This window comes from Cupriavidus basilensis (assembly GCF_000876015.1).
Lineage (GTDB): Bacteria > Pseudomonadota > Gammaproteobacteria > Burkholderiales > Burkholderiaceae > Cupriavidus > Cupriavidus basilensis_B.
Genome location: NZ_BBQM01000020.1, coordinates 204,448 through 230,861, shown reverse-complemented (window position 1 = coordinate 230,861; position 26,414 = coordinate 204,448). Strand labels below are relative to the sequence as shown.

The 26,414-nt window shown below is 68.3% G+C and carries 19 protein-coding genes; 3 read left to right on the top strand and 16 right to left on the bottom strand.

Annotated features, from left to right (window positions below):
* Positions 1–44: 44 nt before the first annotated feature.
* The 6 genes from KF708C_RS22870 to ugpB all read right to left on the bottom strand — a co-directional run bounded on the left by KF708C_RS22870 (position 45) and on the right by ugpB (position 8,483).
* Positions 45–2,900: a 2-oxoglutarate dehydrogenase E1 component gene (locus KF708C_RS22870; protein WP_020206342.1), complete on the bottom strand. Its 2,856-nt coding sequence runs from the start codon at positions 2,898–2,900 to the stop codon at positions 45–47.
* Between the two features lie 392 nt (positions 2,901–3,292).
* A complete protein-coding gene (ugpQ, locus tag KF708C_RS22865; protein ID WP_059413371.1) occupies positions 3,293–4,063 on the bottom strand; it encodes a glycerophosphodiester phosphodiesterase in 771 nt (256 codons plus the stop codon).
* Between the two features lie 13 nt (positions 4,064–4,076).
* The gene (locus KF708C_RS22860) at positions 4,077–5,180 is read right to left on the bottom strand and encodes a sn-glycerol-3-phosphate import ATP-binding protein UgpC (protein ID WP_020206344.1); all 1,104 of its coding nucleotides are present in this window, start codon (positions 5,178–5,180) and stop codon (positions 4,077–4,079) included.
* Positions 5,181–5,298: 118 nt separating this feature from the next.
* On the bottom strand, positions 5,299–6,147 hold the full coding sequence (gene ugpE, locus KF708C_RS22855; RefSeq protein ID WP_029044306.1) for a sn-glycerol-3-phosphate ABC transporter permease UgpE: 849 nt from the start codon (positions 6,145–6,147) through the stop codon (positions 5,299–5,301).
* A 12-nt stretch (positions 6,148–6,159) separates the two neighbouring features.
* The gene (gene ugpA / locus KF708C_RS22850) at positions 6,160–7,041 is read right to left on the bottom strand and encodes a sn-glycerol-3-phosphate ABC transporter permease UgpA (protein ID WP_029044307.1); all 882 of its coding nucleotides are present in this window, start codon (positions 7,039–7,041) and stop codon (positions 6,160–6,162) included.
* Between the two features lie 125 nt (positions 7,042–7,166).
* Positions 7,167–8,483 (bottom strand): sn-glycerol-3-phosphate ABC transporter substrate-binding protein UgpB, encoded by a 1,317-nt coding sequence (gene ugpB / locus KF708C_RS22845; protein WP_020206347.1) that lies wholly within the window; start codon positions 8,481–8,483, stop codon positions 7,167–7,169.
* Positions 8,484–8,660: 177 nt separating this feature from the next.
* Between ugpB and KF708C_RS22840 the strand changes: the two genes are divergently transcribed.
* Positions 8,661–9,452, top strand: coding sequence for an HAD-IIB family hydrolase (locus tag KF708C_RS22840; RefSeq protein ID WP_020206348.1), 792 nt, complete (start codon positions 8,661–8,663; stop codon positions 9,450–9,452).
* 141 nt (positions 9,453–9,593) lie between these two features.
* Here the strand turns inward: KF708C_RS22840 and ntrC are convergent, their stop codons facing one another.
* The 4 genes from ntrC to KF708C_RS22820 form a co-directional block, all read right to left on the bottom strand.
* Positions 9,594–11,132 (bottom strand): nitrogen regulation protein NR(I), encoded by a 1,539-nt coding sequence (gene ntrC / locus KF708C_RS22835; protein ID WP_029044308.1) that lies wholly within the window; start codon positions 11,130–11,132, stop codon positions 9,594–9,596.
* Positions 11,133–11,242: 110 nt separating this feature from the next.
* Positions 11,243–12,394: a nitrogen regulation protein NR(II) gene (glnL, locus tag KF708C_RS22830; RefSeq protein ID WP_020206350.1), complete on the bottom strand. Its 1,152-nt coding sequence runs from the start codon at positions 12,392–12,394 to the stop codon at positions 11,243–11,245.
* Positions 12,395–12,398: 4 nt separating this feature from the next.
* Positions 12,399–12,875, bottom strand: coding sequence for a DUF4124 domain-containing protein (locus KF708C_RS22825; protein WP_231401713.1), 477 nt, complete (start codon positions 12,873–12,875; stop codon positions 12,399–12,401).
* Between the two features lie 220 nt (positions 12,876–13,095).
* Positions 13,096–14,511, bottom strand: coding sequence for a 3-hydroxylaminophenol mutase (locus tag KF708C_RS22820; protein WP_029044310.1), 1,416 nt, complete (start codon positions 14,509–14,511; stop codon positions 13,096–13,098).
* Positions 14,512–15,060: 549 nt separating this feature from the next.
* Here KF708C_RS22820 and KF708C_RS22815 point away from each other — a divergent pair.
* On the top strand, positions 15,061–15,525 hold the full coding sequence (locus KF708C_RS22815; RefSeq protein WP_020206353.1) for a rhodanese-like domain-containing protein: 465 nt from the start codon (positions 15,061–15,063) through the stop codon (positions 15,523–15,525).
* Positions 15,526–15,822: 297 nt separating this feature from the next.
* Here KF708C_RS22815 and KF708C_RS22810 read toward each other — a convergent pair whose 3' ends face one another.
* The 6 genes from KF708C_RS22810 to hrpA all read right to left on the bottom strand — a co-directional run bounded on the left by KF708C_RS22810 (position 15,823) and on the right by hrpA (position 24,713).
* Positions 15,823–16,656, bottom strand: a complete 834-nt coding sequence (locus KF708C_RS22810) for a competence/damage-inducible protein A (RefSeq protein ID WP_059413370.1) — start codon at positions 16,654–16,656, stop codon at positions 15,823–15,825.
* A 12-nt stretch (positions 16,657–16,668) separates the two neighbouring features.
* A complete protein-coding gene (locus KF708C_RS22805; protein WP_029044311.1) occupies positions 16,669–17,541 on the bottom strand; it encodes an EI24 domain-containing protein in 873 nt (290 codons plus the stop codon).
* Positions 17,542–17,635: 94 nt separating this feature from the next.
* Positions 17,636–18,610 carry a sterol desaturase family protein gene (locus KF708C_RS22800; RefSeq protein WP_059413369.1) on the bottom strand — a complete coding sequence of 325 codons (975 nt, stop codon included), beginning with the start codon at positions 18,608–18,610 and terminating at the stop codon, positions 17,636–17,638.
* Positions 18,610–19,491, bottom strand: coding sequence for a polysaccharide deacetylase family protein (locus tag KF708C_RS22795; protein ID WP_059413368.1), 882 nt, complete (start codon positions 19,489–19,491; stop codon positions 18,610–18,612). The genes KF708C_RS22800 and KF708C_RS22795 overlap by 1 nt, the downstream gene beginning before the upstream one ends.
* A 91-nt stretch (positions 19,492–19,582) precedes the next feature.
* Positions 19,583–20,569, bottom strand: coding sequence for a YVTN family beta-propeller repeat protein (locus KF708C_RS22790; protein ID WP_029044446.1), 987 nt, complete (start codon positions 20,567–20,569; stop codon positions 19,583–19,585).
* A gap of 163 nt (positions 20,570–20,732) precedes the next feature.
* Complete coding sequence (gene hrpA, locus KF708C_RS22785) at positions 20,733–24,713, bottom strand: ATP-dependent RNA helicase HrpA (protein WP_059413367.1); 3,981 nt, start codon at positions 24,711–24,713, stop codon at positions 20,733–20,735.
* Positions 24,714–24,910: 197 nt separating this feature from the next.
* Between hrpA and argA the strand changes: the two genes are divergently transcribed.
* Positions 24,911–26,356 (top strand): amino-acid N-acetyltransferase, encoded by a 1,446-nt coding sequence (argA, locus tag KF708C_RS22780; protein WP_059413366.1) that lies wholly within the window; start codon positions 24,911–24,913, stop codon positions 26,354–26,356.
* Positions 26,357–26,414: the final 58 nt, after the last annotated feature.

The window sequence follows — 26,414 nt, the reverse complement described above, 5'->3', positions numbered from 1 at the left end:
AAGGCGGCGCGCGCCCGATGCGCGCACCGCCATTCAGGCCACGATCATTTGGTCAGGACAAAGCCCTTGAGCTTGACGAAAGCGGCTTCGAGCAGTGCCTTCTGTTGCTCGTTGTGCTTGGCGTAGTAGCCCACTGCCGGCGAGGCCGAGGCCGGACGGCCGGCGTAGCCGAGCTTCTGGCCATCGGTCATGTTTTCCATGATGTAGTGCTGCACGAAGAACCAGGCGCCCTGGTTCTGCGGTTCGTCCTGGCACCACACGATCTCGTTGGCGTTGGGGTACTTCTTCAGCTCGGCGGCCACGGCCTTGTGCGGGAACGGATAGAGCTGTTCCAGGCGGATGATGGCCGTGTCGCTGGCGCCGCGTTCCTTGCGCGCGTTGACCAGGTCGTAGTAGACCTTGCCCGAGCACATGACGATGCGCTTGACCTTGCTGGCGTTGAGTTCTTCGTGGTCGGGGATGACCGTCTCGAAGTGACCCTTGGCCAGGTCGGACAGCGGCGAAACCGCATCCTTGTTACGCAGCAGCGACTTCGGCGTCATGATCACCAGCGGCTTGCGGAACAGACGGATCATCTGGCGGCGCAGCAGGTGGAAGATCTGGGCCGGGGTGGTCGGCTGGCAGACCTGCATGTTGTGGTCCGCGCACAGCTGCAGGAAGCGCTCGATGCGCGCCGAGCTGTGTTCCGGACCCTGGCCTTCGTAGCCGTGCGGCAGCATCAGCGTCAGGCCCGAGGCGCGGCCCCACTTCACTTCGCCGGACGAGATGAACTGGTCGATCACGACCTGGGCGCCGTTGACGAAGTCGCCGAACTGGGCTTCCCAGATCACCAGCGCGTTCGGCTCGGCGGTCGAGAAGCCGTATTCGAAGCCGAGCACGGCTTCTTCGGACAGCACCGAGTCGATCACCGTGAACGGTGCCTGGTTTTCCGACACGTTCTGCAGCGGCACGTAGCTGCCGGCATCCCAGCGCTCGCGGTTCTGGTCATGCAACACGGCGTGGCGGTGGGTGAAGGTGCCGCGGCCGGCGTCCTGGCCGGTGATGCGCACCGGGTAGCCCGAGGCCACCAGCGAGGCGAAAGCCAGGTGCTCGCCCATGCCCCAGTCCAGCGACTGGTCGCCGCGGCCCATGTTGGCGCGGTCCTTGACGACCTTCTCGACCAGCGTGTGCAGCTTGAAGTGCTCGGGGATGGTGGTGATGCGTTCGGCCAGGCGCTTGAGCTCGGTCACCGGCACGGCGGTGTCGGCGGCGTCGGTCCACTTGCGGTTCAGGAACGGCATCCAGTCCACCGCGAACTTGTTCTTGAAGTTCGACAGGACCGGATCGACCGTGTGCTTGCCCGCGTCCATCGCGGCGCGGTATTCCTTGACCAGCTCGTCGCCGAAGTCGGCGCCGACCAGGTTCTGCGCGGCCAGCTTGTCGGCGTACAGCTTGCGCGTGCCCGGATGCTGGCTGATCTTCTTGTACATCAGCGGCTGGGTGACGGCCGGGGTGTCCTGCTCGTTGTGGCCCAGCTTGCGGAAGCAGATGATGTCGACCACGACGTCGCGCTTGAACTCCATGCGGAAGTCCACGGCGAGCTGCATGGCGAACACCACGGCTTCGGGATCGTCGCCGTTGACGTGCAGCACCGGCGCTTCGATCATCTTGACCACGTCCGTGCAGTACAGCGTCGAACGCGCGTCGCGCGGGTCGGAGGTGGTGAAGCCGATCTGGTTGTTGATCACGATATGCATCGTGCCGCCCGTGCCGTAGCCGCGGGTCTGCGCCAGGTTCAGCGTTTCCATCACCACGCCCTGGCCGGCGAAGGCCGCGTCGCCGTGCACCTGCACCGGCAGCACCTCGGCATGGCCGGCGGGCTCGCCGCGGCGTTCCTGGCGGGCCTTGACCGAGCCTTCCACGACCGGGTTGACGATTTCCAGGTGCGACGGGTTGAACGCCAGCGACAGGTGGACCGGGCCGCCTTCGGTGGAGACGTCGCTGGAGAAGCCCTTGTGGTACTTCACGTCGCCGGCCGGCAGGTCGTCGACGTGCTTGCCTTCGAACTCGGCGAACAGGTCCGCCGGCATCTTGCCCAGCGTGTTGACCAGCACGTTCAGGCGGCCGCGGTGGGCCATGCCGATGACGATTTCCTGCACGCCCTTGCTGCCGGCGCGCTGGATCAGCTCGTCCATCGCGGCGATGAACGATTCGCCGCCTTCCAGCGAGAAGCGCTTCTGGCCGACGAACTTGGTATGGAGGAAGCGTTCCAGGCCCTCGGCCGCGGTCAGGCGGTCAAGCACGTGCTTCTTCTTCTCGAGCGTGAACACCGGCTTGGAGCGCGTCGTTTCCAGGCGCTCCTGCCACCAGCGCTTCTGCGCCTGGTCGCTGATGTACATGAACTCGGCGCCGATGCTGCTGCAGTACGTTTCGCGCAGGTTGTTGAGCAGCTCGCGCAGGCTCATCGATTCCTTGCCGAAATAGGTATTGCTGGCGTTGAAGACGATGTCGAGGTCGCTTTCGGAGAAGCCGTAGAAAGCGGGGTCGAGATCCGGCAGGGGCGGACGCTCCTGGCGCTTGAGCGGGTCGAGGTCGGCCCAGTGCGAACCGATGTTGCGGTAGGCGGCGATCAGCTGCGTGGCAGCGACGCGCTTGCGCCCCATGTCCGAATCGGCGGACGCGACGATGGTCCTGATGGGACCGGCCTTGGCGCGCTCGGCGAACGAGGCGACGATCGGCGCATGCGGAATGTCGCGCGCGCTGGAGCCGTCGACGGCAGGCACGTTCTGCATCGCGTCGAAATACGCGCGCCAGTTGTCGGGGACCGAGGTGGGATTCTGGAGGTAGGCCTCGTACAGCTCTTCCACATAGGGCGCGTTGCCGCCGAAGAGGTACGAATTGCTTTGATACTGCTGCATCATGGGGCGCTCACTATTCTCCGGGAATGCCGGAGTAAAGCGGGTTCATCAACCTTCCGCGACACGGCTTGACCGGTTAGCGGATTGCAAACAACTCTTCAGGTCAACCGGAACACCTTATGCAAACGGCACCGCGATGGGTGCCGGTTCTTTCAGCGCTGCGATTGCCCTGCAAGGGCAAGTTGTGCGGGGAAGGACCTAAGTCTTCACTGCGCATAAGAATAGCACGTTTGCCGGAAGCCGCCGGGGTCTTTTCGTATTGCGGAACGCATTTGCAACAACGCCCGCGCCGGGGCCGGCGCGGGCGCATTGGCGCGCTTCGCGGGGCCGCGCGCGCGATGCGCCGGCCCCCGCCGCGGCGGGCGCCAGGGCGCATCGCGCCGCATCAAGTCGCATCAGGCCGGGTCGGGCGCGATCCGGTCGACCGCGTCGGTGATCAGCGAATCGAGCCCCCAGCCCAGCAGCTCGGCCGCGCGCGCCGGATCGTTGACCGTGTAGCAGGCCACGCGAAATCCGGCCGCGTGCGCCGTCTCAATCACTTCCGCGGTGAGCTCGCGATGGTTCGCATCGAGCGCCACGCAGTCCAGCCGGCGCAGCCGCGCCAGCCAGTCGGGCGGCAGCTTGTCCAGCAGCAGCGCGCGCGGCAGCGCCGGCGCGGCTTCGCGGGCGGCTTCCAGCGCGGTCTCGGAGAACGACGACAGCAGCGGCGGCACCTCGCTGCCGGCCCACAGCGCCAGCGCGTCCAGCGCCACCGCCGCGCCGGTGCGCCATTCCACGCCGGGCACCGGCTTGATCTCGATGTTGGCGTGCAGGCCGTTGGCGCGCGTATAGCGCGCGATGGCGGCCAGCGTGGGAATCGGCTCGCCGGCGTACACCGGGCTGTGCCAGCTGCCGGCGTCGAGCGTGGCCAGCTCGCCCAGCGTGAGCGCGTCGATGCGGCCGTGGCCGCTGGTGGTGCGCTCGAGCATGGCGTCGTGCAGCAGCACGGCGCGGCCGTCGCCGGACAGCTTCACGTCGAACTCGAACATGCGGTAGCCGAACCCGGCGCCGTGGCGGAATGCCGCCAGCGTGTTCTCGGGCGCCAGCTTGCCGGCGCCGCGGTGGGCGACGTGGCGCGGATAGGGCCAGGCGGCGAGGGCTGCGGACGCGGGCGTGGTCTGGGTCATGGCGCGGGCTCCTTCAGGCGTCGATGCGCTTGCCGGTCTCGGTATCGAAGAAATGCAGGTGATCGGCCGAGGCCGTGACCGGCAGGCGGTCGCCGCCGCGCACCTGCATGCTGCTGTCCAGCCGCACCACCACCGGCTGGCCGCCGAGCGTGCCGTAGGCGAACGAGTCCGCGCCGAGCGCCTCGACCAGGCGCACGTCGATCTCGGCGATGGCCTCGGCCGCCGCGCACGGCTCGATGTGCTCCGGGCGCAGGCCCAGCAGCGCGCGCTGCGGCAGGTGCAGGCCCATCGGCAGATGGCCGAGCGTGGCCTCGGGCTGCGCCGGGGCGCCCTCCTTCGGCTCCACGCGCATCTGCGCCTCGCCGCCGCCGTTGAGGCGCGCCACCGGCACCAGGTTCATCGGCGGCGAGCCGATGAAGCCCGCCACGAAGGTGCTGGCCGGGCGCGCGTAGACTTCCAGCGGCGTGCCGATCTGCTCCACGCGGCCGCCGTTGAGCACCATCATGCGGTCGGCCAGCGTCATGGCCTCGACCTGGTCGTGCGTCACGTACATGCTGGTGGTGCGCAGGCGGCGGTGCAGCTCCTTGAGCTCCAGCCGCATCTGCACGCGCAGCTTGGCGTCGAGGTTGGAGAGCGGCTCGTCGAACAGGAACACCGCCGGCTCGCGCACGATGGCGCGGCCCATCGCCACGCGCTGGCGCTGGCCGCCCGACAACTGGCGCGGCTTGCGCTCGAGCAGCGGCGCCAGCTCCAGGATGCCGGCGGCATGGCGCACGCGCTGCTCGATCTCGGCCTTGGCCATGCCGCGGATCTTGAGCCCGTAGGCCATGTTGTCGTAGACGCTCATGTGCGGATAGAGCGCGTAGTTCTGGAACACCATCGCGATGTCCCGCTCGGCCGGCTCGAGCTTGTTGACGACCTTGTCGCCGATGTGGACCTCGCCGCCGCTGATGGCCTCGAGCCCGGCCACCATGCGCAGCAGGGTGGACTTGCCGCAGCCCGAGGGGCCGACGATGACGATGAACTCGCCGTCGGCGATCTCCATGTCGATGCCGTGCACGACCTTGACGTTGCCGGCGTAGGTTTTCTGTACGTTGCGAAGCGACAGTTTTGCCATTGCGATTCTTTCCTGCTGCGTGTGCGCTGCTTGTTCGCGGCGGCGCGCCGGTTGCGCGCCGCTCGTCCGCTATCGGGCATGGGCTGGCGCGTTCCCGCGCCCCGCCCTGCCCGCCCGCTTATTTCTCGGTCTCGACCAGGCCCTTGACGAACCACTTCTGCATCAGCATCACCACCAGCGCCGGCGGGATCATGGCCAGCATCACGGTGGCCATCACCAGGTTCCAGTCGGTGGCGGCGTCGCCCGAGCGCGAGATCATCTGCGTCACGCCCACCACCACCGGCGTCATCGACTTCTGCGTGGTGATCAGCAGCGGCCACAGGTACTGGTTCCAGCCGTAGATGAACTGGATCACGAACAGCGCCGCGATGCTGGTCCGGGACAGCGGCAGCACCACGTCCCGGAAGAAGCGCAGCGGCCCGGCGCCGTCGATGCGCGCGGCCTCGGCCAGCTCGTCCGGGATGGTCAGGAAGAACTGGCGGAACAGGAAGGTCGCGGTGGCCGAGGCGATGATCGGGATGGTCAGGCCGAAGTAGCTGTCGAGCATGCCGAGGTCCGACACCACCTTGTAGGTCGGCAGGATGCGCACCTCCACCGGCAGCATCAGCGTCATGAAGATCATCCAGAAGAACAGCTTGCGCAGCGGGAAGCGGAAGTACACCACCGCGAAGGCCGAGATGATGGAGATCGCGATCTTGCCCAGCGCGATGCCCAGCGCCATGATCAGGCTGTTGAGCATCATCGTCGAGACCGGCGAGGCGGCATTGCCCACGCCGTCGGCCAGCACCGTGCGGTAGTTCTCCAGCAGGTGGCTGCCCGGCAGCAGCGTCATGGGCGCCTGCAGCACCTCGTCGGCGGTCAGCGTCGAGGCGACGAAGGTCACGTAGACCGGAAAGGCCACCACCAGCACGCCGAGCACCAGCACGAGGTGCGAAAGAAAATCGAGAAAAGGGCGTCGTTCTACCATGTCAGCAATCCCTCAGTACTGCACCTTGCGTTCCACGTAGTGGAACTGCACCACCGTGAGGACCATCACGATCCCCATCAGCACGACGGACTGCGCGGCCGAGCCGCCGATGTCGAGCCCGCGGAAGCCGTCCTGGTAGACCTTGTACACCAGCGTGTTGGTGGCGTTCACGGGGCCGCCGTGCGTCACCGCGTCGATGATGGCGAAGGTGTCGAAGAACGCGTAGACCACGTTGATGACCATCAGGAAGAACGTGGTCGGCGACAGCAGCGGGAACACGATCGACCAGAAGCGCCGCCACGGGCCCGCGCCGTCGATGGCGGCGGCCTCGATCAGCGGCTTGGGGATGCTCTGCAGCCCCGCCAGGAAGAACAGGAAGTTGTAGCTGATCTGCTTCCACGCCGCGATCAGCACCACCAGCAGCATGGCCTGGTTGCTGTTGAGCAGGAAGTCCCAGTTCACGCCGAACGCGTGCAGGGCATAGGACACCACGCCCAGCGTCGGGTTGAACAGGAACATCCACAGCACCCCCGCCACCGCCGGCGCCACCGCATACGGCCAGATCAGCAGCAGCTTGTAGCCGCTCGCGCCGCGCACCACGCGGTCGGCGAAATACGCGAGCAGCAGCGACACCGACAGCCCGACCAGCGTCACGCCAACGGCGAACACCGCCGTCACGCGGAAGGAATTCAGGTACTGCGCGTCGCCGAACAGGTCCCTGAAGTTCTCCAGGCCGACGAACTGCAGGTCGATGCCGAACGCATCCTGCCGCAGCACCGACTGGTACAGGGCCTGCCCCGCGGGCCAGAAGAAGAACACCAGCGTGATCGCCATCTGCGGCAGCACCAGCAGATAAGGCAACCATGAAGATTGGAATACGACCCGTTTTTCCATCACGTATCCAGACCGCCGCCACGGGCGGGGAGTCATCCGTCGGGAACACCGCGGCCCTGGCGGGCCGCCCAAACCAAAGACGGAGGCAATGCCTCCGCCGTCCATCCACCCGATACCTCAGGCGCTCACTCGCGGGCCGTCTTCTGGAAGCGCTCGAGCAGTTCGTTGCCGCGCGCCACGGCCGAGTCCAGCGCCTCCTTGGGCTGCTTCTTGCCGGTCCACACGGCTTCGAGCTCTTCGTCGATCACGGTGCGGATCTGCGGGAAGTTGCCCAGGCGGATGCCGCGCGACTTGTCGGTGGTCTTGACGATCATCTGCTTGACCGCGACGTCGGCGCCCGGGTTCTTGTCGTAGAAGCCGGACTTCTTGGTCAGCTCGTAGGCCGCCGTGGTCACGGGCAGGTAGCCGGTCGACTGGTGCCAGTCGGCCTGCACCTCGGGGCGCGACAGGAACGTGAAGAACTTGGCCACGCCCTTGTATTCCGCGGGCTTCTTGCCGCCCATCACCCACAGCGACGCGCCGCCGATGATGGTGTTCTGCGGCGCGCCGGGCACGCCCTGCTCGTAGGGCAGCTGCGCCGCGGCGAAGTCGAACTTGGCGTTCTTGCGGATGTTGGCCAGCGCCGCCGAGGAGGCGGTCAGCATCGCGCACTGGCCGGCGATGAACTTGGCCTTGGGCTCGTCCTTGCGGCCGCCGTAGACGAAGTAGCCCTTCTGCTGCATGTCGAGCAGGTTGGCGATGTGCTTGACGTGCAGCGGCGAGTTGAACGTCAGGCGCGCGCCGGGGCCGCCGAAGCCGTTGTTCTCGGTGGCGAACAGCGTGTTGTGCCAGGCCGAGAAGCTCTCCAGGTGCACCCACGACTGCCAGTCGGTGGTGTAGCCGCAGGAGACGCCGGCGGCCTTGAGCTTGGCGGAGTCGGTCGCCACTTCCTGCCACGTCAGGGGCGGCTTGTTCGGATCCAGCCCGGCCTTCTTGAAGGCGTCCTTGTTATAGAACATGATCGTGGTCGAGCTATTGAACGGGAACGACAGCATCTCGCCCTTGTTCGACGTGTAGTAGCCGGCCACCGCGGGGATGTAGATCTTGGGGTCGAACTTCTCGCCGGCGTCCTTCATGACCGCCGCCACCGGCTTGATGGCGCCCTTGGCGCTCATCATGGTGGCCGTGCCCACCTCGAACACCTGCAGGATCGCCGGCGCGTTGCCCGAGCGGTAGGCCGCGATGCCCGCCGCCAGCGACTCGTCGTACTGGCCCTTGTAGACCGGCACGACCTTGTAGTCGGACTGGCTGTTGTTGAACTCGGTGGCGATCGCGTTCACCTTGTCGTTGAGCGCACCTTCCATCGAATGCCACCACTGGATCTCCACGGCAGCATGGGCGGAGCCCGCCACGGCCAGCATGGCGAAGGTGGCGAGGGTCAGCGCGGTACGTTTGATGGTCATGGGAAACTCTCCTGTTGTTCTATCGCGACGTGGGACAAAAATCGTCCGACTGTATGCAGTTTTTATGACAGCCGGATGTTACCCCGCCGGCCGCGATTGGAGAACCGGGCAATTCCACTAAATGACAATAATATGACAACGATTTGCCAATGCCTTGACAGGGTAGAATCCGGCACCATGCAAGCCATCCAGACCCTCTCCGCCCCGGCGCTGCGCCGGGTTCGCGGCGTGCTGACCGACATCGACGGCACCCTCACCACCGACGGCAGGCTGCCGGCGGCGACTTACCTGACACTGGACCGCCTCCGGCAGGCCGGCCTGCACGTGATCCCGGTCACGGGCCGCTGCATCGCCTGGGCCGAGATCCTCACGCGCCTGTGGCCGGTGGACGCCATCATCGGCGAGAACGGCGCGTTCTATTCCCACCTGCGCGCCGGCAAGCTGGCGACGCGCTACCTGGACGACGCCGCCACGCGCGCCGCCAACCTCGCGCGCATCCACGCGCTCGGCCAGCACATCGTGCAGGCGGTGCCGGGCTGCGCGCTGGCCTCCGACCAGGCCTGGCACGCCGCCGACCTCGCCATCGACCATGCCGAGGACGTCGCGCCGCTGCCCGCCTCGGAAGTGGCGCGGATCGTGGCGCTGATGCGCGCGGCCGGCATGACGGCCACGGTCAGCTCGATCCACGTCAACGGCTGGTTCGGCGCGCACGACAAGCTCAGCATGAGCCGGCTGTGCGCGGCCGAGCTGCTGGGCGCGGACCTCGACGCCGAGCGCGACCAGTGGCTGTTCATCGGCGACTCGGCCAACGACGCCACCATGTTCGCGCACTTCCCGCTGTCGGTCGGCGTGGCCAATATCCGCGACATCCTGCCGCAGCTGCCCGCCCTGCCCGCCTACGTGACCGCCGCCGCCGGCGGGGAAGGCTTCGCCGAGATGGCGGAGCTGCTGCTGGCCGCGCGCGGCTGACGCGCCGGCGCGGCAGACGAGACAAGCCAGGCGAAACAAGCAAGACAAGCGAAACGGGCGGGCCGGAGGCCGATCCTGTCGGATCGGCGCCCGGCCCGCCCGCCTCTTTTCCCGCGGCCCGGCGCGCAGCCGGCGCGCGGCTCAGTCGAAGCCCAGCTCCTGCAGCTTGCGCGTGATCGTATTGCGCCCGATGCCCAGGCGCGTGGCCGCCTCGACCCGGCGCCCGCGCGTCACGCCCAGCGCCGCCTCCAGCACCGCCTTCTCGAAGCGGCGCGTGAGCGCGTCCATCACCTCCGGCTGGCCCGATTCGAGCATCGCGCGCGCCTCGCCGGCCAGCAGGTTTTCCCAGCCCGCCATCGCGCCGGCCGACGCGACGCGGCCGGCAAAGGACAGCGCGCCGTCCGGCTCGGTGGTGATGACGCTCGGCGCGGCGCCGTAGTCCACCGCGTCGTGGCCGTCGGTGTCGTCGCGCGCCTCCGGCGCCCGCGCGATGCCGCTCGCCGTGCCGGTGCCGTTGCTGCCCGAGCCGCCGCCGATCATCTCGCGCGGCAGGTCCTTGACCTCGATGGTCTGGGCCGGCGCCATCACGGTCAGCCAGTTGCACAGGTTCTCGAGCTGGCGCACGTTGCCGGGGAACGGCAGCGTGCTGACGTAGGCCAGCGCCTCGTCCGACATGCGCTTGGGCTCCACGCCCAGTTCCTTGGCGCTCTTCTGCAGGAAATGGCGCGCCAGCAGCGTGATGTCCTCGGGCCGCTCGCGCAGCGGCGGCAGGCGCAGGCGGATCACGTTGAGGCGGTGGAACAAGTCCTCGCGGAACAGCCCTTCCTTGACGCGCGTCTCCAGGTTCTGGTGGGTGGCGGCGATCACGCGCACGTTGGCGCGCAGCGGATTGTGGCCGCCCACGCGGTAGAAATTGCCGTCGGACAGCACGCGCAGCAGGCGCGTCTGCAGGTCGAACGGCATGTCGCCGATTTCGTCGAGGAACAGCGTGCCGCCCTCGGCCTGCTCGAAGCGGCCGCGGCGCATGGTCTGCGCGCCGGTGAAGGCGCCGCGCTCGTGGCCGAACAGCTCGGATTCGAGCAGGTCCTTGGGGATGGCCGCGGTGTTCAGCGCGATGAACGGGCCGTTGGCGCGCGGGCTGTGCTTGTGCAGCGCCTGCGCCACCAGTTCCTTGCCGGTGCCGGACTCGCCGGTGATCAGCACGGTCACGTTGGACTGCGACAGGCGGCCGATGGCGCGGAACACGTCCTGCATGGCCGGCGCCTGGCCGAGAATCTCGGGCGCGTCGACCAGGCGGTCTTCCATCTCCTCCTCGCGCAGGCTTTCCTGCAGCGCGCGGCGGATCAGCTCGACCGCCTTGTCCACGTCGAACGGCTTGGCCAGGTATTCGAAGGCGCCGCCCTGGAACGCCGCCACCGCGCTGTCGAGGTCGGAGTAGGCCGTCATCACGATGACGGGCAGCCCCGGATGGCGCGCCTTGAGCGCCTGCAGCAGATCCAGGCCGGAACCGCCGGGCATGCGGATATCGGAGATCAGGACTTGCGGCTCGTCGTCTTCCAGCGCGGCGAGGACATCGCGCACGTTGGTAAAGCTGCGCGAGAGCAGGCTTTCACGGGCAAGGGCTTTCTCAAGAACCCAGCGGATTGATTGATCGTCGTCGACTATCCAGATCGGCTTCATGTGCGTCGCTTGTCTGCTCGGTGTCATTTGGTCTTCCGATCCTGCGTGCGCGCCGCCGGCGGGGCCGGTCGGCAGCAATCGTTGTGGCAAGGCCGCTTGCCGGCGCCGGGTCAATGCAGGGGCAGCAGGATACGGAAGTCGGTACAGCCAGGCCGGCTCTCGCATTCGATCAAGCCCTCGTGCTGCTGCACGAAGGTTTGAGCGAGTGTGAGACCGAGGCCGCTGCCGCCGTCCCTACCCGACACCAGCGGATAGAAGATGCGTTCGCGAATATCCTCGGGGATGCCCGGACCGTTGTCGATGACATGCAAGTCCAATGCCAGCTTGAACAAACGCTTGGCAATCGTCACCTGGCGGGCCACCCGCGTGCGCAGCACGATCTGCGCGTCGCCGCGCGCGATGCGCTCGGCGAGCGCCTGCGCGGCGTTGTGGACGATGTTGAGCACGGCCTGGATCAACTGCTCCATGTCGCCGCGCAGGTCGGGCAGGCTGGCGTCGTAGTCGCGCACGATGTCCAGCCCCGTGGGGAATTCGGCCAGCACCACCGAGCGCACGCGCTCCAGCACCTCGTGGATGTTGAGGTCGGACACGATATGCGGGTGGCGGTGCGGCTCCAGCAGCCGGTCCACCAGCGTCTGCAGGCGGTCCGACTCCTTGATGATGACCTGGGTGTACTCGCGCAGCGAGCGGTCCGGCAGCTCGAATTCCAGCAACTGCGCCGCGCCGCGGATGCCGCCCAGCGGGTTCTTGATCTCGTGGGCGAGATTGCGGATCAGCTCCTTGTTGGCCGAGGTCAGGTCGAGGATGCGCTCCTCGCGGTCGCTGCGCACCTTCTGCTCGTTGGGCAGCATCTCCACCAGCACGGTGTCGGGATTGGCTTCGAGCGCGCCGATCACCACGTGCACGTGCATCGGCTCCTGCAGCGGCGGGTGCAGCACCACGTCCTGCCGGCGCGCGTCGAACTGGCGCGACAGCACCGTGTCGATCATGCTGTCGAGCTCCTCCGAGGCGCCGAACAGGTCGCCCAGCGACAGCTCCAGCATCGCCTTGCGCGACAGCGCGAAGCTGGCCTCGGCGGCCGGATTGGCGTAGACCACGCGCATGCCCGGCTGGCGCACCAGCAACACCGGGTTGGCGATGACGTCGAGGCCCTGGTGGTAGGACACGTCGCCCAGGGGCAGCACCACGGCTTCGCCCTCGGGCGGGTTGCCGGCTCCGGCCGAAGCCACTTTGCGGGAGACGCTGCGGATCAGGCGACGCATGAGACTAGTCCTTCAGGTTGGAGAGTTCGCGCCGCAGCGATGCGGCGTTGGCCTCGCCGCGCGCGATGTCGTCGCGCAGCGTGGCGGTGCGGTCGAGATACTTCTGGTAGTTGCGCTCGTTGCCCTGGCGCTCCGGCTGGCCGTCGTTGTACTCGGCGCGCAGCGCGGCCAGCTTGGCTTCCTCGCTCTGCAGCTCCTGCTCGAGCACGGCGCGGCGCTCGCCGTCGCGGCTCTTCTGCGTGGCGCTGTCCACGCGCGGGAACGCCGCCGGCGCGGCGGCCGGCGCGCCGCCCCTGGCGCCGCCGCCGGACACGCGCGTGCCCGGCACGGTAGTGACCTCGGGCAGGCTGAGCCGCTTGCAGTTCTTGCCGCCGCTGCCGTTGCGGTACTCCGGCACGCCGTTGGCGCCGGTGCACAGGTAGATGTCGCCCGACTGCGCCGGCGCCGGCCGGCTCCAGCCGAGCAGCGCCAGCGCCAACATGGCGCACAACGCCGCCGATGCGTGCCAGCGAGCACCAAAGCGGGGCACGGGCCGGAGCGAGGAAAGCAGGGAATCGAGCGCGTCCATTGATTTCAGCAAGGGAGGTGGGAAAGGAGCCTCATTCTAGCCATCAATGCAGGCATCAAAACAAAAAGGGACAGCCGAGGCCGCCCCTTCCTGGTGCAACTGTTGCCCGGTCACAACCTGGCAACGTCCCGCCTTACAGCGAGTAGTACATCTCGAACTCGACCGGGTGCGTGGTCATGCGGAAGCGGGTGACTTCTTCCATCTTCAGCTCGATGTAGGCATCGATCATGGAGTTGGAGAACACGCCGCCGCGCGTCAGGAACTCGCGGTCGTTGTCGAGGTATTCCAGGGCCTGGTCGAGGCTCGAGCAGACGGTCGGGATCTTTGCATCCTCTTCCGGCGGCAGGTCGTACAGGTTCTTGTCGGCGGCTTCGCCCGGGTGGATCTTGTTCTGCACGCCGTCCAGGCCGGCCATCAGCAGCGCCGAGAAGCCCAGGTACGGGTTGCACAGGGGATCGGGGAAGCGCGTTTCGATGCGGCGGCCCTTCGGGTTCGCGACATACGGAATGCGGATCGAGGCCGAGCGGTTGCGGGCCGAGTAGGCCAGCTTCACCGGGGCTTCGAAGCCCGGCACCAGGCGCTTGTACGAGTTCGTGCCCGGGTTGGTGATGGCGTTCAGCGCGCGTGCGTGCTTGATGATGCCGCCGATGTAGTACAGCGCGAATTCCGACAGGCCGGCGTAGCCGTTGCCCGCGAACAGGTTCTGGCCGTCCTTCCACACGGACTGGTGCACGTGCATGCCCGAGCCGTTGTCGCCGACGACCGGCTTCGGCATGAAGGTGGCGGTCTTGCCGTAGGTGTGGGCGACGTTCTGGATCACGTACTTCTGCAGCTGGGTCCAGTCGGCGCGCTGCACCAGCGTGCTGAACCTGGTGCCGATCTCGTTCTGGCCCTGGCCGGCCACTTCGTGGTGGTGGACTTCCACGGGGATGCCGAGCGATTCGAGGATCAGGCACATTTCCGAACGGATGTCCTGGAAGGTGTCGATCGGGGCGACCGGGAAGTAGCCGCCCTTCTTGCCCGGACGGTGGCCGCTGTTGCCGTGCTCGAATTCCTTGCCCGACGACCACGGTGCTTCTTCCGAGTTGATCTTGACCGAACAACCCTGCATGTCGACGTTCCACGTCACGCCGTCGAAGATGAAGAATTCGGGTTCCGGACCGAAGTAGGCGGCGTCGCCCAGGCCGGTGCTCTTCAGGTAGGCCTCGGCGCGCTTGGCGATCGAACGCGGGTCGCGGTCGTAGCCCTTGCCGTCCGACGGCTCGATCACGTCGCAGGTCAGCACCAGCGTCGGCTCTTCGTAGAACGGATCGATGTTGGCGGTAACCGGATCCGGCATCAGCAGCATGTCCGAAGCCTCGATACCCTTCCAGCCGGCGATCGACGAGCCGTCGAAAGCGTGGCCGCTTTCGAACTTGTCTTCGTCAAAGTGCGACACGGGCACCGACACGTGTTGCTCCTTGCCTTTGGTATCGGTGAAGCGGAAATCGACGAACTTGACGTCGTTTTCCTTCACCAGCTTCATCACATCTGCAACGCTGTGGGCCATGCCTATCTCCTGGAAATTCGGCTGAAGTCTAGAAAGCCATTCTTGCGTCGATCTCCGCACCGGCCGCCCTGCTCGGGGGCATCGGCGCGGCACGAGGATCGCCGCGAAAGGGACGAGGAATGTTAGCAGAAAGCATGCCAAGGGAAGACCCCAATTCCACCCCCGTTCCCGAAAAAAGTGCAGCCCGGCAGCCGCATGCGTCTCTTCCGCCCGGCGATGGGTGCCGCATGTGGCATATGCGGAACGGCACCGCGGCGAACGGCGCGCACGCGCCCCGCGACTGCGCATGCGGGCCACGCGCCGGAAACACCAAAACAGTGCCACGCCTTTTCATTGCGCACTATTTTCGTGCCAATGCGGTGTCATGCATATTTTTGGTGCATTCCCGCCAGCACCACCTCTCCGCCCGCCTTCGTTCGCCGGCAGCACCGTCCGAACGCACCGGCGCCGGGCCGCGGCGCGCTAGAATAGTTGATGGCGTCCCCGCTGCGCGATGGGCGGACAGACGGACGCCATTCCCATCCCCCAAGATCCTGCCACCCACCCCCGATGACCACCCGAGACGATCTCCTCCAGGCCGCGCGCCAGCGCCAGCAGCAAGACCAGCTTCCCTATTTCGGCGCCCTCTCCCCGCAGGAAGCGTTCGCGCTGCTGCAGAACGACCCCCGCGCCGTGATGGTCGACGTGCGCACGCAGGCGGAGCTGGACTGGATCGGCGGCCCGGACCTGCCGGAAGCGCAGTCCGCGCACGTGGAATGGATGAGCTACCCGGGCGGCGCGCAGAACGCGGCCTTCCTCGAACAGCTCAAGGCGCGCGTGGCGCCCGACGTGCCGGTGCTGTTCCTGTGCCGCAGCGCGGCGCGCTCCAAGCATGCCGCGCGCGTGGCCACCCAGGCCGGCTACCAGTTCGCCATCGACGTGCTCGAAGGCTTCGAGGGCAACCGCGACGAGCACCATCACCGCAAGACGGTCGAAGGCTGGTGCGTGCGCGGCCTGCCGTGGCATGGGGCGTGAGGGTGGCGGGATAACCCGGCGCAAACAAGAAGGGACAGCGGCGCCGTCCCTTCGGATATTGGTGCCATGCCATCCGCTGCCAACGGTTTGCTCCCCTCTCCCATGAAATGGGAGAGGGGCCGGGGGAGAGGGCAAGCGCTGGCGAATGGCGAAGGCACTCACTTCGTGGAAACGCCGCCCCTCTCCCCCGCCCCTCTCCCGCAGGCGGGAGAGGGGAGACCACAAACGGCAAGCCGGCTTTGTCGGCAATTCCGCGGGACGACACCATCCCGCTTCAGTCCCTGAACGCGCCGCGCCCTAATCCCCCGCCGGATCCCCGGGCCGCCGCGAGCCCACTTCCACCAGCTCGAACCCCATCGCGCGCACGCCGTCGCGCAGCATCGCGTAGGCCGGCTCGACCAGATCGACCACGCCTTTCACGCCGAGGTCGATGTGCCGCCGCGCATAGAGCTCGCCGCGCGTGGCGTCGCCCACCGACGGCAGGCTGAACACGCGCACGCCGTCGAACGCCGCCTCGACCCGCTCCATCAGCGGGGTCAGCGTCGACTCGGGCGCCTCGAACACCAGGAACGAGCGCTCTTCCTGCACCGACATATGGAACAGGTGCGGGTAGTAGTGGTCGAGCACCCATTCCATCATCGGCCACGCCATCACCGGGAAGCCGGGCATGAAGTGGTGGTCGGCCACGGAGAAGCCGGGAATGCGGTTGTAGCTGTTGGGGATGATGCGCGCGCCGGCCGGGAATTCGCCCATCTTGAAGCGGTGCTGGTTCTCGGGCAGGTTCAGGTCGCCCTTGACCGGGTCGCCGGCGGCGGTCTCGGCGATGCGCTGGGCGATCAGCTCGCGCGCCTCGGGATGCAGTTCCAGCGGCACGCCGAGCGCGGCCGCCGCGCACTGGCGGGTGTGGTCGTCCGGCGTAGCGCCGATGCCGCCGGTGCAGAACACCACGTCGCTGCCGGCAAGCGTGCGGCGCAGCGTGGCGGTGATGCGCGCGCGCTCGTCGCCGACGTACTCGGCCCAGTCCAGCGCCAGCCCGCGCGCCGCCAGCAGCTCGATGGCACGGCGCATGTGCTTGTCCTCGCGCCGCCCAGACAGAATCTCGTCGCCAATGACGATCAGGCCGAAACCCATGATGCCCTCGCTTCAGGAATGTTCAATGCGCCGCACGTCGGACGGCGCGAGATCGATGACGTCCAGCGCCGGCGCTGCCGCCGCGGCGGCGGCGCGCTCGGCGCGCAATTGCTCCAGCGCGCGCAGGCAGAAATGCCCGAACCACAGCGCCGAGAAGATGAAGATCAGCACGTACAGCCACAGCGTGCCCGCCAGCACGAACGGGAACAGGAAGATCAGCGCCGCGGAGGAAACCCAGATCAGCGTCGGCGCCGAGCCCAGCAGGCCGACCACCACGCCGATGGCGAGCAGCGGCATGCGGTGGCGCTTCATCAGGGTCCGGCGCTCCTCGGCGGTGGCATGCTCGGCGAGCGCGTCGTAGGTCATGACGCGATAGGTCAGCCAGCCCCACAGCAGCGGCGGGATCAGCGCGAAGAACAGCGGGAACAGCCACAGCGGCAGGGTCACGATCACCAGCACCAGGAACAGGCAGGTGCTGCCCAGCGTCTGCAGCACGCTGCCGGCCACGCTGCCGCCCCGGGCCCGCTCCAGGCCGGGATAGCTGCGCTCGAGGTGCCGCACCACCGCCGGCACCGAGAACAGGCTGATGAAGATCAGCATGGAGGCGATCACCAGCGGCACCATCAGCGCGATCACGAACAGCGGCGCCACCACCGCGTGCAGCGACTGCATGCCCAGCCACGCCAGCCCGGCGTAGATCCAGCTGGTCAGCACCGAGGTCTCGAGCATGCCGCGCGCGGTCGCCATGATGGGTTCCCAGCCCCACAGCAGCAGGCCGCCCCACAGCGCCGTGGCGAGCACGAAGGGGATGACGGTGAGCATCAGCATGCGCGGATGCAACTGGCTCATCAGGGCACGGGCGAGCGCGCGGAAAATGTCGTTCATGCAGGCAAGAGGAGGATCGCGCGACTACCGCGCAAACGGGGACGGATAGACTAGCACACGTCACCGGAACGGGCTGCCGGGCCCGCGCGGGCGCTCATCCGCGCCGCAGCAGCCGCCGGATGCCGTACCACTGCTGCGACAGGAAGCCGGCGCCGTAGTCGCGCCCCTTGCCCGCCGGGGGCGGCATCTGGTCGCGGATGCCGGTGGGATGGTAGGCATCGGTAAACACGGCGGTGCGGAACAGCATGTCCCACCAGGGGAAGATCACGCCGTAGTTACAGCCGCCGAGCCGGCCCGGGCGGCCCTGCGTCTCGTGCCCCACGCCCACCGCGTGATGGGTGCGGTGAAAGCGCGGCGACACCAGCAGGCGCTCGCCGAGCGCGCCGAAATGCAGGCGCAGGTTGGCGTGCTGCAGGCTCTGCAGCAGTTGCGACAGCGCCACCAGCAGCACGTACTGCGACGGCTCCACGCCGACCGCCAGCGCGGCGGTGGCGAACACCAGGTCGCGCAGCATGTCGTCGAGCAGGTGGTTGCGGTTGTCGCTCCACAGCGTCATCTGGCGCTGGCTGTGATGCAGCGCATGCAGGCTCCACCACCAGCGGTAGCTGTGCGACAGCCGGTGGTACCAGTAGTCGAGCAGGTCGAACAGCAGCAGGTAGACCACGAAGCTCACCAGCGGGATCGAGGTCACGCCGGGCCACCAGTCCTCCACGTTGACGCGCTGCCAGCCGAGCAGCCGGAGGTGCCCTTCCAGCGCGTCCATGACCGGATCGAGCAGGAAGAACATGGCCAGGCGGAACAGGCCGAGCCGGTGGATGACCGTGTAGAGGATGTCGGTGCGGATCGCGGCGCGGTCGGTCACGGCCTCGACCGGGCGCAGCTTTTCCAGCGGGCCGAGGATCAGCACCATCACCACGATCTGCACCAGCCCCACCAGCAGCCATTCGGTGCCGGTGAAGGCGTCCTCGGCATAGCCGCCCAGACCGAGCTGGTACACCACCGGCAGGATCACGTCCTGGAACAGCGTCGCCTCGACCTGGCCGACCCAGGCATTGAAGGTGTCCAGCATCACGGCCTCCCCGCACCCCCGGCCGCGACCGTGGCCGCCTGCGCGCGGAACCACTCGCGGTAGGCCGGATGCTCGCGCAGCGTGGCGAAGCAGAAGCCCTTGCGCTCCAGGCCGCTGATGAGCGGCTCGAGCACGGCCGGCGCCCACGGATCCTTGCGCGACCAGATGCCGAGGTGCGCCATCGTGATGTCGCCGTCGCGCAGGTCGCGCAGCGCGCGCGCCAGCAGCGCCTTGTTCGGGAAGCGCTCGGACGACAGTTCGTCGCCGAGGAAACCGGCCGGCGCCCAGCCCACATGCTTGAAGCCGCACTGCTCGGCCCATTGCAGCGTCTGCGGCGCGGTATGGCCGCCCGGCGCGCGCCACAGCGGCGACATGGTGGCGCCGCTCAGGCTATGCAGCGCCTGCGCGCTGCGCTTGAGTTCGGCGCAGAAGCCCTGCTGGTCCATCGCCACGTCCTGCCCGGCCTGCGCGCCGAACTGCGGGCGCATCGTCACCTTGCCGTCGCGCGTGCCGCGCAGGTAGACGTGGTCGAAGGTATGGCTGCCGAACACGTGGCCGTCCGCCGCCAGCGTCTTCCAGTACGGCGCCCAGCCCGGGTCGAGCGAGCTGTCCTTGTTGACGGTGGGCTCGTTGGCGAGAAAGAAGGTGGCCTTGACGTGGTGGCGGCGCAGCGTGTCGGCGATCAGCGCGGCCTGGCTCATGCTGCCGGTGTCGAAGGTCAGGTAGAGCGTGCCGGCGCGGCACGACTGCGCGCCGGCACCGGCGGCGGCGGGCGCGGCGGCGCCGGCCAGCCCCGCGGCGAGCGCCAGCCCGGCCGCGGCAAGCCCCGCCGCCGCGCGGATCGCCGCGCGGGCCGGGCGGGGCCGCGAAATCTTGCTCATGATGCCTGTCCTGTTGACCTGTGACTGCATTGGAGTAGCGACAGCCATGCTAGTTCGATTGCCCTGTCCGCCGCGGCGTTCCGCGCCGCGCTCAGTACAGCGGCGCGCGCGTGCGGAAGTAGATGCCGTGCGGCGAGCGGCCCACGCGGATGGTCTTGACCAGCTTGCGGCTGGCCACGTCGATCAGGCCGACCGAGCGCGCCCAGCGGAAGCTCACCCACAGCGTCTTGCCGTCGGCGGTCAGTTCCATGTCGTCCGGGCCGGGCGGCAGGCCGGTGATGTCGCCGACCTTGGTCAGGGTCTGCTGGTCGACGATGCTGATGGTGCCGGACACGCGGTTGGACAGGAACAGGTGGCGCTTGTCGCCCACCGCGCGGAAATTGTGCGCGCCCTTGCCGGTCGGGATCTGCTTGACCACGGTGCGGGTATGCCAGTCGATCACGGCGACGTAGTCGGCGCCGGTCATGCCCACCAGCAGGTACTTCTGGTCGGGCGTGACCCACACGCCGGCCGGCGCCGAGCCGGCGTCCATGCGCCACATCACGCTCTGCGTGGGCAGGTCGATGGCGACCACCTCGTTGGAGTCCTGCAGCGTGACGAAGGCCACGCGGCTGTCCGCGGTGAAGGCGATGTGGCTCGGTGTCTTGGCCAGCGGCAGCTGCTTGGCCAGCTTGAGCGCCTTGCCGTCCCAGCGGTACAGGTCGACGCGGTCGAGGCGGTTGCCGGTGGTGACGAACCACTTCTGGTCGGGCGAGAAGCCGATCTGGTAGGGATCGTCGATGTTGGGAACGCGCTGCTGGACCTTGCCGGTGACGGGGTCGAGGAAGACCAGGTCGTTGCCCACCGCGTTGGCGACGATCAGCGATTTGTCGTCGGGCGTGGCGATCAGGTGATGGGGCTCCTTGCCGATCGGGAAGGTCTCCAGCACCTTCTGCGTGTCCTTGTCGATCAGGGTGACGGTGGCATCACCCGAATTGAGGACCACCACGACTTCCGCCGAGGCCGGCGCCGCTGCCATCCCCAGGGCCAGGGTGCCGAGCATGGCAAACCCGGAAACTACACGACGCAATGCGAGCATAAGACCGTTAGGCAAAAGACTGAATCGGGCATTCTAACGTTTCAGGGCCGCGATCCGATGACCTGAAGCAACAAACTAACACTTCGTCACAATGTCGCAAGGTGCACCGGCCCGCACACGGAAAGCCGCGGGGAAAGCCTCGGCTTTCCCCGCCGTCCAACGCTCACCGCTGCATGGATTCCCACACCTTCTGCAGCCGCTTCACCGACATCGGCACCGGCGTGCGCAGCTCCTGCGCGAACAGCGCCACGCGCAGCTCTTCGAGCATCCAGCGGAACTCGTCCAGGCGCGCGTCCTCCACGCCCCGGCCCTGCTGGCGCAACTGTTTCTCGGCGCGCTGCCACTGCTGCAGCAGCGGCGTCATGTCCTGCAGGCGCTGGGCGTCGCGCGCGGGATCGCCCTTGATCTTGTCGATGCGCATGGCGATGCCCTTCAGGTAGCGCGGGAAATGCACCAGCTGCTGGTAAGGCGTGTCCGTCACGAACTGCTTGCCCATCAGCCGCACCAGCTGCGCTTCCATGTCGGCGTGCGCGGCGGCGAACGGCCTGGCCTGCACCAGCTTGCGCGGCAGCGTGGCGTACTCGGCCAGCACCGCGCCCACCAGCCGGGCGATCTCCTGCGCCAGCAGGTTCAGGCGCGAGCGCCCTTCTTCCTTGCGCGCAGCGAACTCGGCCTCGTTGCGCGGCAGCGGCGCCTGCAGGCAGGCCCGCTCCAGCGCCACCGTGACGATCTGGTCGCGCAGCATTTCCTGCGTGCCCAGCGTCATGTACTGCATGGCCATCTGCTGCAGGCCGGGAATGTTCTTTTCCAGGAACTTCACCTGCTCGCGCAATTGCAGCGCGAACAGGCGGCGCAGCCCGGCGTGGTGCACGCGCACCGCTTCCTGCGGATCGTCGAACACTTCCACGTCGCAATGCGCGCCGTGGTCGACCAGCGCCGGATAACCGAACAACGTCTGGTTGCCCTTGCGGATCTCCAGCAGTTCCGGCAGCTCGCCGAACGACCAGCTGGTCAGGCCTTCGTACTGGCCCGGCTCGGCCGCCGGCGCCTGCGAGGCGGACTGCGCGGCGATGCTCTGGAACGACTGCTGCGCCTGCCCGCCCAGCTCGGCGCGCAGCTGCGCCAGGTTGCGGCCCATGTCGAGCTGGCGGCCGTGCTCGTCGATGACCTTGAAGTTCATCGCGTGGTGGGCCGGCAGCGTCTCCAGCTTGAAGTCCGCGCGCCTGACCAGCGTGCCGGTCTGCGCGCGGATGTCGGCGATCAGCACGTCGAGCAGCTCGCCCTCGCCGAACGGGTTGCGCTCGACGAAGCCGGCCGCGTAGTCGGGCAGCGGCACGCAATGCCGGCGCAGCTTCTGCGGCAGCGACTTGAGCAGCAGGTGCACCTTCTCCTTGACCATGCCCGGCACCAGCCAGTCGGCCCGCTCGGGGCGCACCTGGTTGAGCGCGTACAGCGGCACGGTCAGCGTCACGCCGTCGCGGTGGCTGCCGGGCTCGAAGTGGTAGGTCAGCGCCATGTCCACGCCGGCCACCGGCAGGATCTTGGGGAACAGGTCGGTGGTGATGCCGGCCGCCTCGTGGCGCATCAGCTCTTCGCGGTTCAGGTAGAGCAGCTTGCGGTCGCGCGCGCTCTCGGCCTGGTACCACTGCTCGAAGGTGGCCTGCTGGTGGATGTCGGCCGGGATCAGGCGGTCGTAGAACGCGAAGATCAGCTCGTCGTCGACCAGCACGTCCTGGCGGCGCGCCTTGTGCTCGAGATTCTCGATCTCGCGCGTGAGGCGCTGGTTGTGCGCGAAGAACGGCAGCCGGGTGTCGAACTCGCCTTCCACCAGCGCGCGCCGGATGAACAGCTCGCGCGCCTCGGCCGGATTCATCGGCCCGTAGTGCACGCGGCGGTGCTGGTAGACCACCAGCCCGTACAGCGTGGCGCGCTCCATCGCCATCACCTGGCCCGACTTCTTCTCCCAGTGCGGATCGCTCCAGCTCACCTTGAGCAGGTGGCGGCCCACCTGCTCCAGCCATTCCGGCTCGATGCGCGCGAGCGTGCGCGCGAACAGGCGGCTGGTCTCGATCAGCTCGGCGGCGATGATCCAGCGGCCCACCTTGCGCGCGATCAGCGAGCCGGGCCACAGGTGGAACTTGATACCGCGCGCGCCCAGGTATTCGCGCCCGCGGCCGTCGGCCTCGTCGAGCTTGCAGCCGACGTTGCCAAGCAGGCCGGTCAGCAGCGCCTTGTGCACCTGCTCGTAGGTCGGCTCGCTCTCGTTGAGGCGCCAGCCCTGCTCCGTCACCGTGGTCAGCAGCTGCGAATGCACGTCGCGCCATTCGCGCAGGCGCACGTGCGAGAGGAAATTGGCGCGGCACTGGTCCTGCAACTGGCGGTTGGTCTTCTTGTGCGCCACCGCTTCCTCGAACCACTTCCACAGCTTGACCCAGCCGAGGAACTCGGACTTCTCGTCCATGAACTTGCGGTGCGCCTGGTCGGCGGCTTCCTGCGCCTCCTGCGGACGGTCGCGCGGGTCCTGCACCGACAGCGCGCTGGCGATGATCAGCACCTCGCGCAGGCAGTGATGCTCGCGCGCGGCCAGGATCATGCGCGCCACGCGCGGGTCCAGCGGCAGGCGCGCGAGCTGGCGGCCGGTCTGGGTCAGCGCGTTGGCGTCGTCGCCCGCGCTCTCGACCGCGCCGAGCTCCTGCAGCAACTGGTAGCCGTCGGCGATGGCGCGGCCCAGCGGCGGCTCGATGAACGGGAACTGCTCGATCGCCGTCAGCCTGAGCGCCTTCATGCGCAGGATCACCGCAGCCAGCGAGGAGCGCAGGATTTCCGGATCGGTGAAGCGCGCGCGGCCGATGAAGTCCGATTCCTCGTAGAGCCGGATGCAGACGCCGTCCGCCACCCGGCCGCAGCGCCCGGCGCGCTGGTTGGCGGCGGCCTGCGAGATCGCCTCGATCTGCAGCTGCTCGACCTTGTTGCGGTACGAGTAGCGCTTGACGCGCGCCAGCCCGGTATCGACCACGTAGCGGATGCCGGGCACGGTCAGCGAGGTCTCGGCCACGTTGGTGGCCAGCACGATGCGGCGCGCGTTGGACGGGCGGAACACGCGCTCCTGCTCCTGCACCGACAGCCGCGCGAACAGCGGCAGTATCTCCGTGTGCGGCGGATGGTGCTTGCGCAGCGCCTCGGCCGCCTCGCGGATCTCGCGCTCGCCGGGCAGGAACACCAGCACGTCGCCGGGGCCGAGCCGGCACAGCTCGTCCACGGCCTCGACGATGCCGTCGAACAGGTCGCGGTCCTTGCTCTGCGCCGACTTGGGCGCGCCGTCGGCCGGCGCGTCCTTCTCGATCGGGCGGTAGCGGATCTCCACCGGGTACAGCCGCCCGCTCACCTCGATCACCGGCGCCGGCCTGCCGCGCTGCGCGAAATGCTCGGCGAAGCGGTTGGCGTCGATGGTGGCCGAGGTGATGATGAGCTTGAGGTCCGGGCGCTTCGGCAGGATCTCCTTGAGGTAGCCGATCAGGAAATCGATGTTGAGGCTGCGCTCGTGCGCCTCGTCGATGATGATGGTGTCGTAGGCGCGCAGCAGCGGGTCGGTCTGGGTTTCCGCCAGCAGGATGCCGTCGGTCATCAGCTTGACCGAGGCGCCCGGCGACATGGTGTCGTTGAAGCGCACCTGGTAGCCCACGTGCTCGCCCAGCGGCGTGCCGATCTCCTGCGCGATGCGCTTGGCCGTGGAAGTGGCGGCGATGCGGCGCGGCTGGGTATGGCCGATCAGCCCGCCGCCGCCGTCCGTGCCGGGGCCGCGCCCGATCGACAGGCAGATCTTGGGCAGCTGGGTGGTCTTGCCGGAGCCGGTCTCGCCCGAGACGATCACCACCTGGTGGTCGCGCAGCGCCTGCGCGATCTCCTCGCGGCGCGCCGACACCGGCAGCGCCTCGGGGAAGGTCAGCGGCGGCAGCGGCGTGGCGACGCGGCGCGGGCGGGCGGCGGCTTCCGCGCGCGGCCGGCCCTCGCGCGGCGGCCTGGGCGGGCGCGGCCCGGCCGGCGCGGCGGCGTCCACCGGCTTTGGCCGGCGCCCGTCCCCGCGCGCCGGCGCGCGGCCTTCCGGCGCGCCGGCGGGCATGGCGGCGGACGCGGCGGCGGACATAGCGGCGCCCGCGCGCGCGCCGCCGGGCGGCCCGGCATGACCGGGCCGCCGCCCCTGCTGGGCGGCAGGCCGGGCGGGCGTCTGGACGGGTGCGGGAGCGGCCTTGGGCGCGGGCTGGCCGGCCTCGGTTTTCCGATCCGGCGGCAAAGGTTTGGCGGGGCGTTGTGCTGACATTGGCCGGGATTATAATCCGCGGCATGAATGCAAGAACCGACTCGCTAGCCGACGCGCCCGCGCCGTCCGAAAAGGACGAGCCCCTGCCCGTCCCCGACCCCTCCGCGCCCCCGGCCGCGCCGTTTTCCGCCCCCGCCTCCGAGGCGGCCGAGCGCGGCGCGCCGGACCACCAGCAGTTCGTCGACTGGCTGCGCGCGGTAGCCCCCTACATCCACGCGTTCCGCGGCAAGACCTTCGTGATCGCCTTCGCCGGCGAGCTGGTCAAGGCCGGCACGCTCAATGCGCTGGTCAACGACGTCGCGCTGCTGCACGCGATGGGCATGCAGATCGTGCTGGTGCACGGCTCGCGCCCGCAGGTGGAAGAGCAACTGGCGCTGCGCCACGTCGAGTCGCAGTTCGCCGATGGCGTGCGCATCACCGACAACGCCGCGCTCGAATGCGCCAAGGAAGCCGCCGGCGAGCTGCGCCTGGACATCGAGGCCGCCTTCAGCCAGGGCCTGCCCAACACGCCGATGGCCGGCGCCCAGCTGTCGGTGATTTCCGGCAACTTCGTCACCGCGCGCCCGGTCGGCATCGTCGAAGGCGTGGACTACCAGCACACCGGCCTGGTGCGCAAGATCGACGGCGAGTCGATCCGCATGTCGCTCTCGCACGGCAAGGTCGTGCTGCTCTCGCCGCTCGGCTTCTCGCCCACCGGCCAGGCCTTCAACCTGTCGATGGAAGACGTGGCCAGCGCCACCGCCACCGCCATCAAGGCCGACAAGCTGGTCTTCATCACCGAGGTGTCCGGCGTGCAGGACGCCACCGGCCGGCTGATGCCGGAAATGTCGCTGCGCACCGCCGTCGAGCGGCTGCAGAACAACCACCTGCCGCCCGAAGTGGCCTATTACCTGGAACACCTGGTCAAGGCCCTCAAGGGCGGCGTGCCGCGCGCCCACCTGATCCCGTTCGAGCTGGACGGCTCGGTGCTGCTGGAGCTGTTCCTGCACGACGGCGTCGGCACCATGATCTCGGACACCGACCTCGAAAGCCTGCGCGAAGCCACGCTCGACGACGTCGGCGGCATCGTCCAGCTGATCGCCCCGCTCGAGCAGGACGGCACGCTGGTGCCGCGCGGGCGCCACCTGATCGAGCGCGACATCGCCAACTTCTCGGTGATCGAGCACGACGGCGTGCTGTTCGGCTGCGCCGCGCTCTACCCCTACCCGCGCGAAGGCATGGCCGAGATGGCCTGCCTGACCGTGTCGGCCGAGGCGCAGGGCACCGGCGACGGCGAGCGCCTGCTCAAGCGCATCGAGCGCCGCGCGCGCAGCCTCGGGCTGGACCGCCTGTTCGTGCTCACCACGCGCACCGAACACTGGTTCCTCAAGCGCGGCTTCGTCCATGCCAACGTGGACGACCTGCCCGAAGACAAGCGCAAGCTCTACAACTGGCAGCGCAAGTCGATGGTACTGATGAAAAAACTGTGACGACCGTGGGGGTAGCCGGAAGGCGCGCCCCCGCTTCGCTACAATAGCGCCCTGCAAT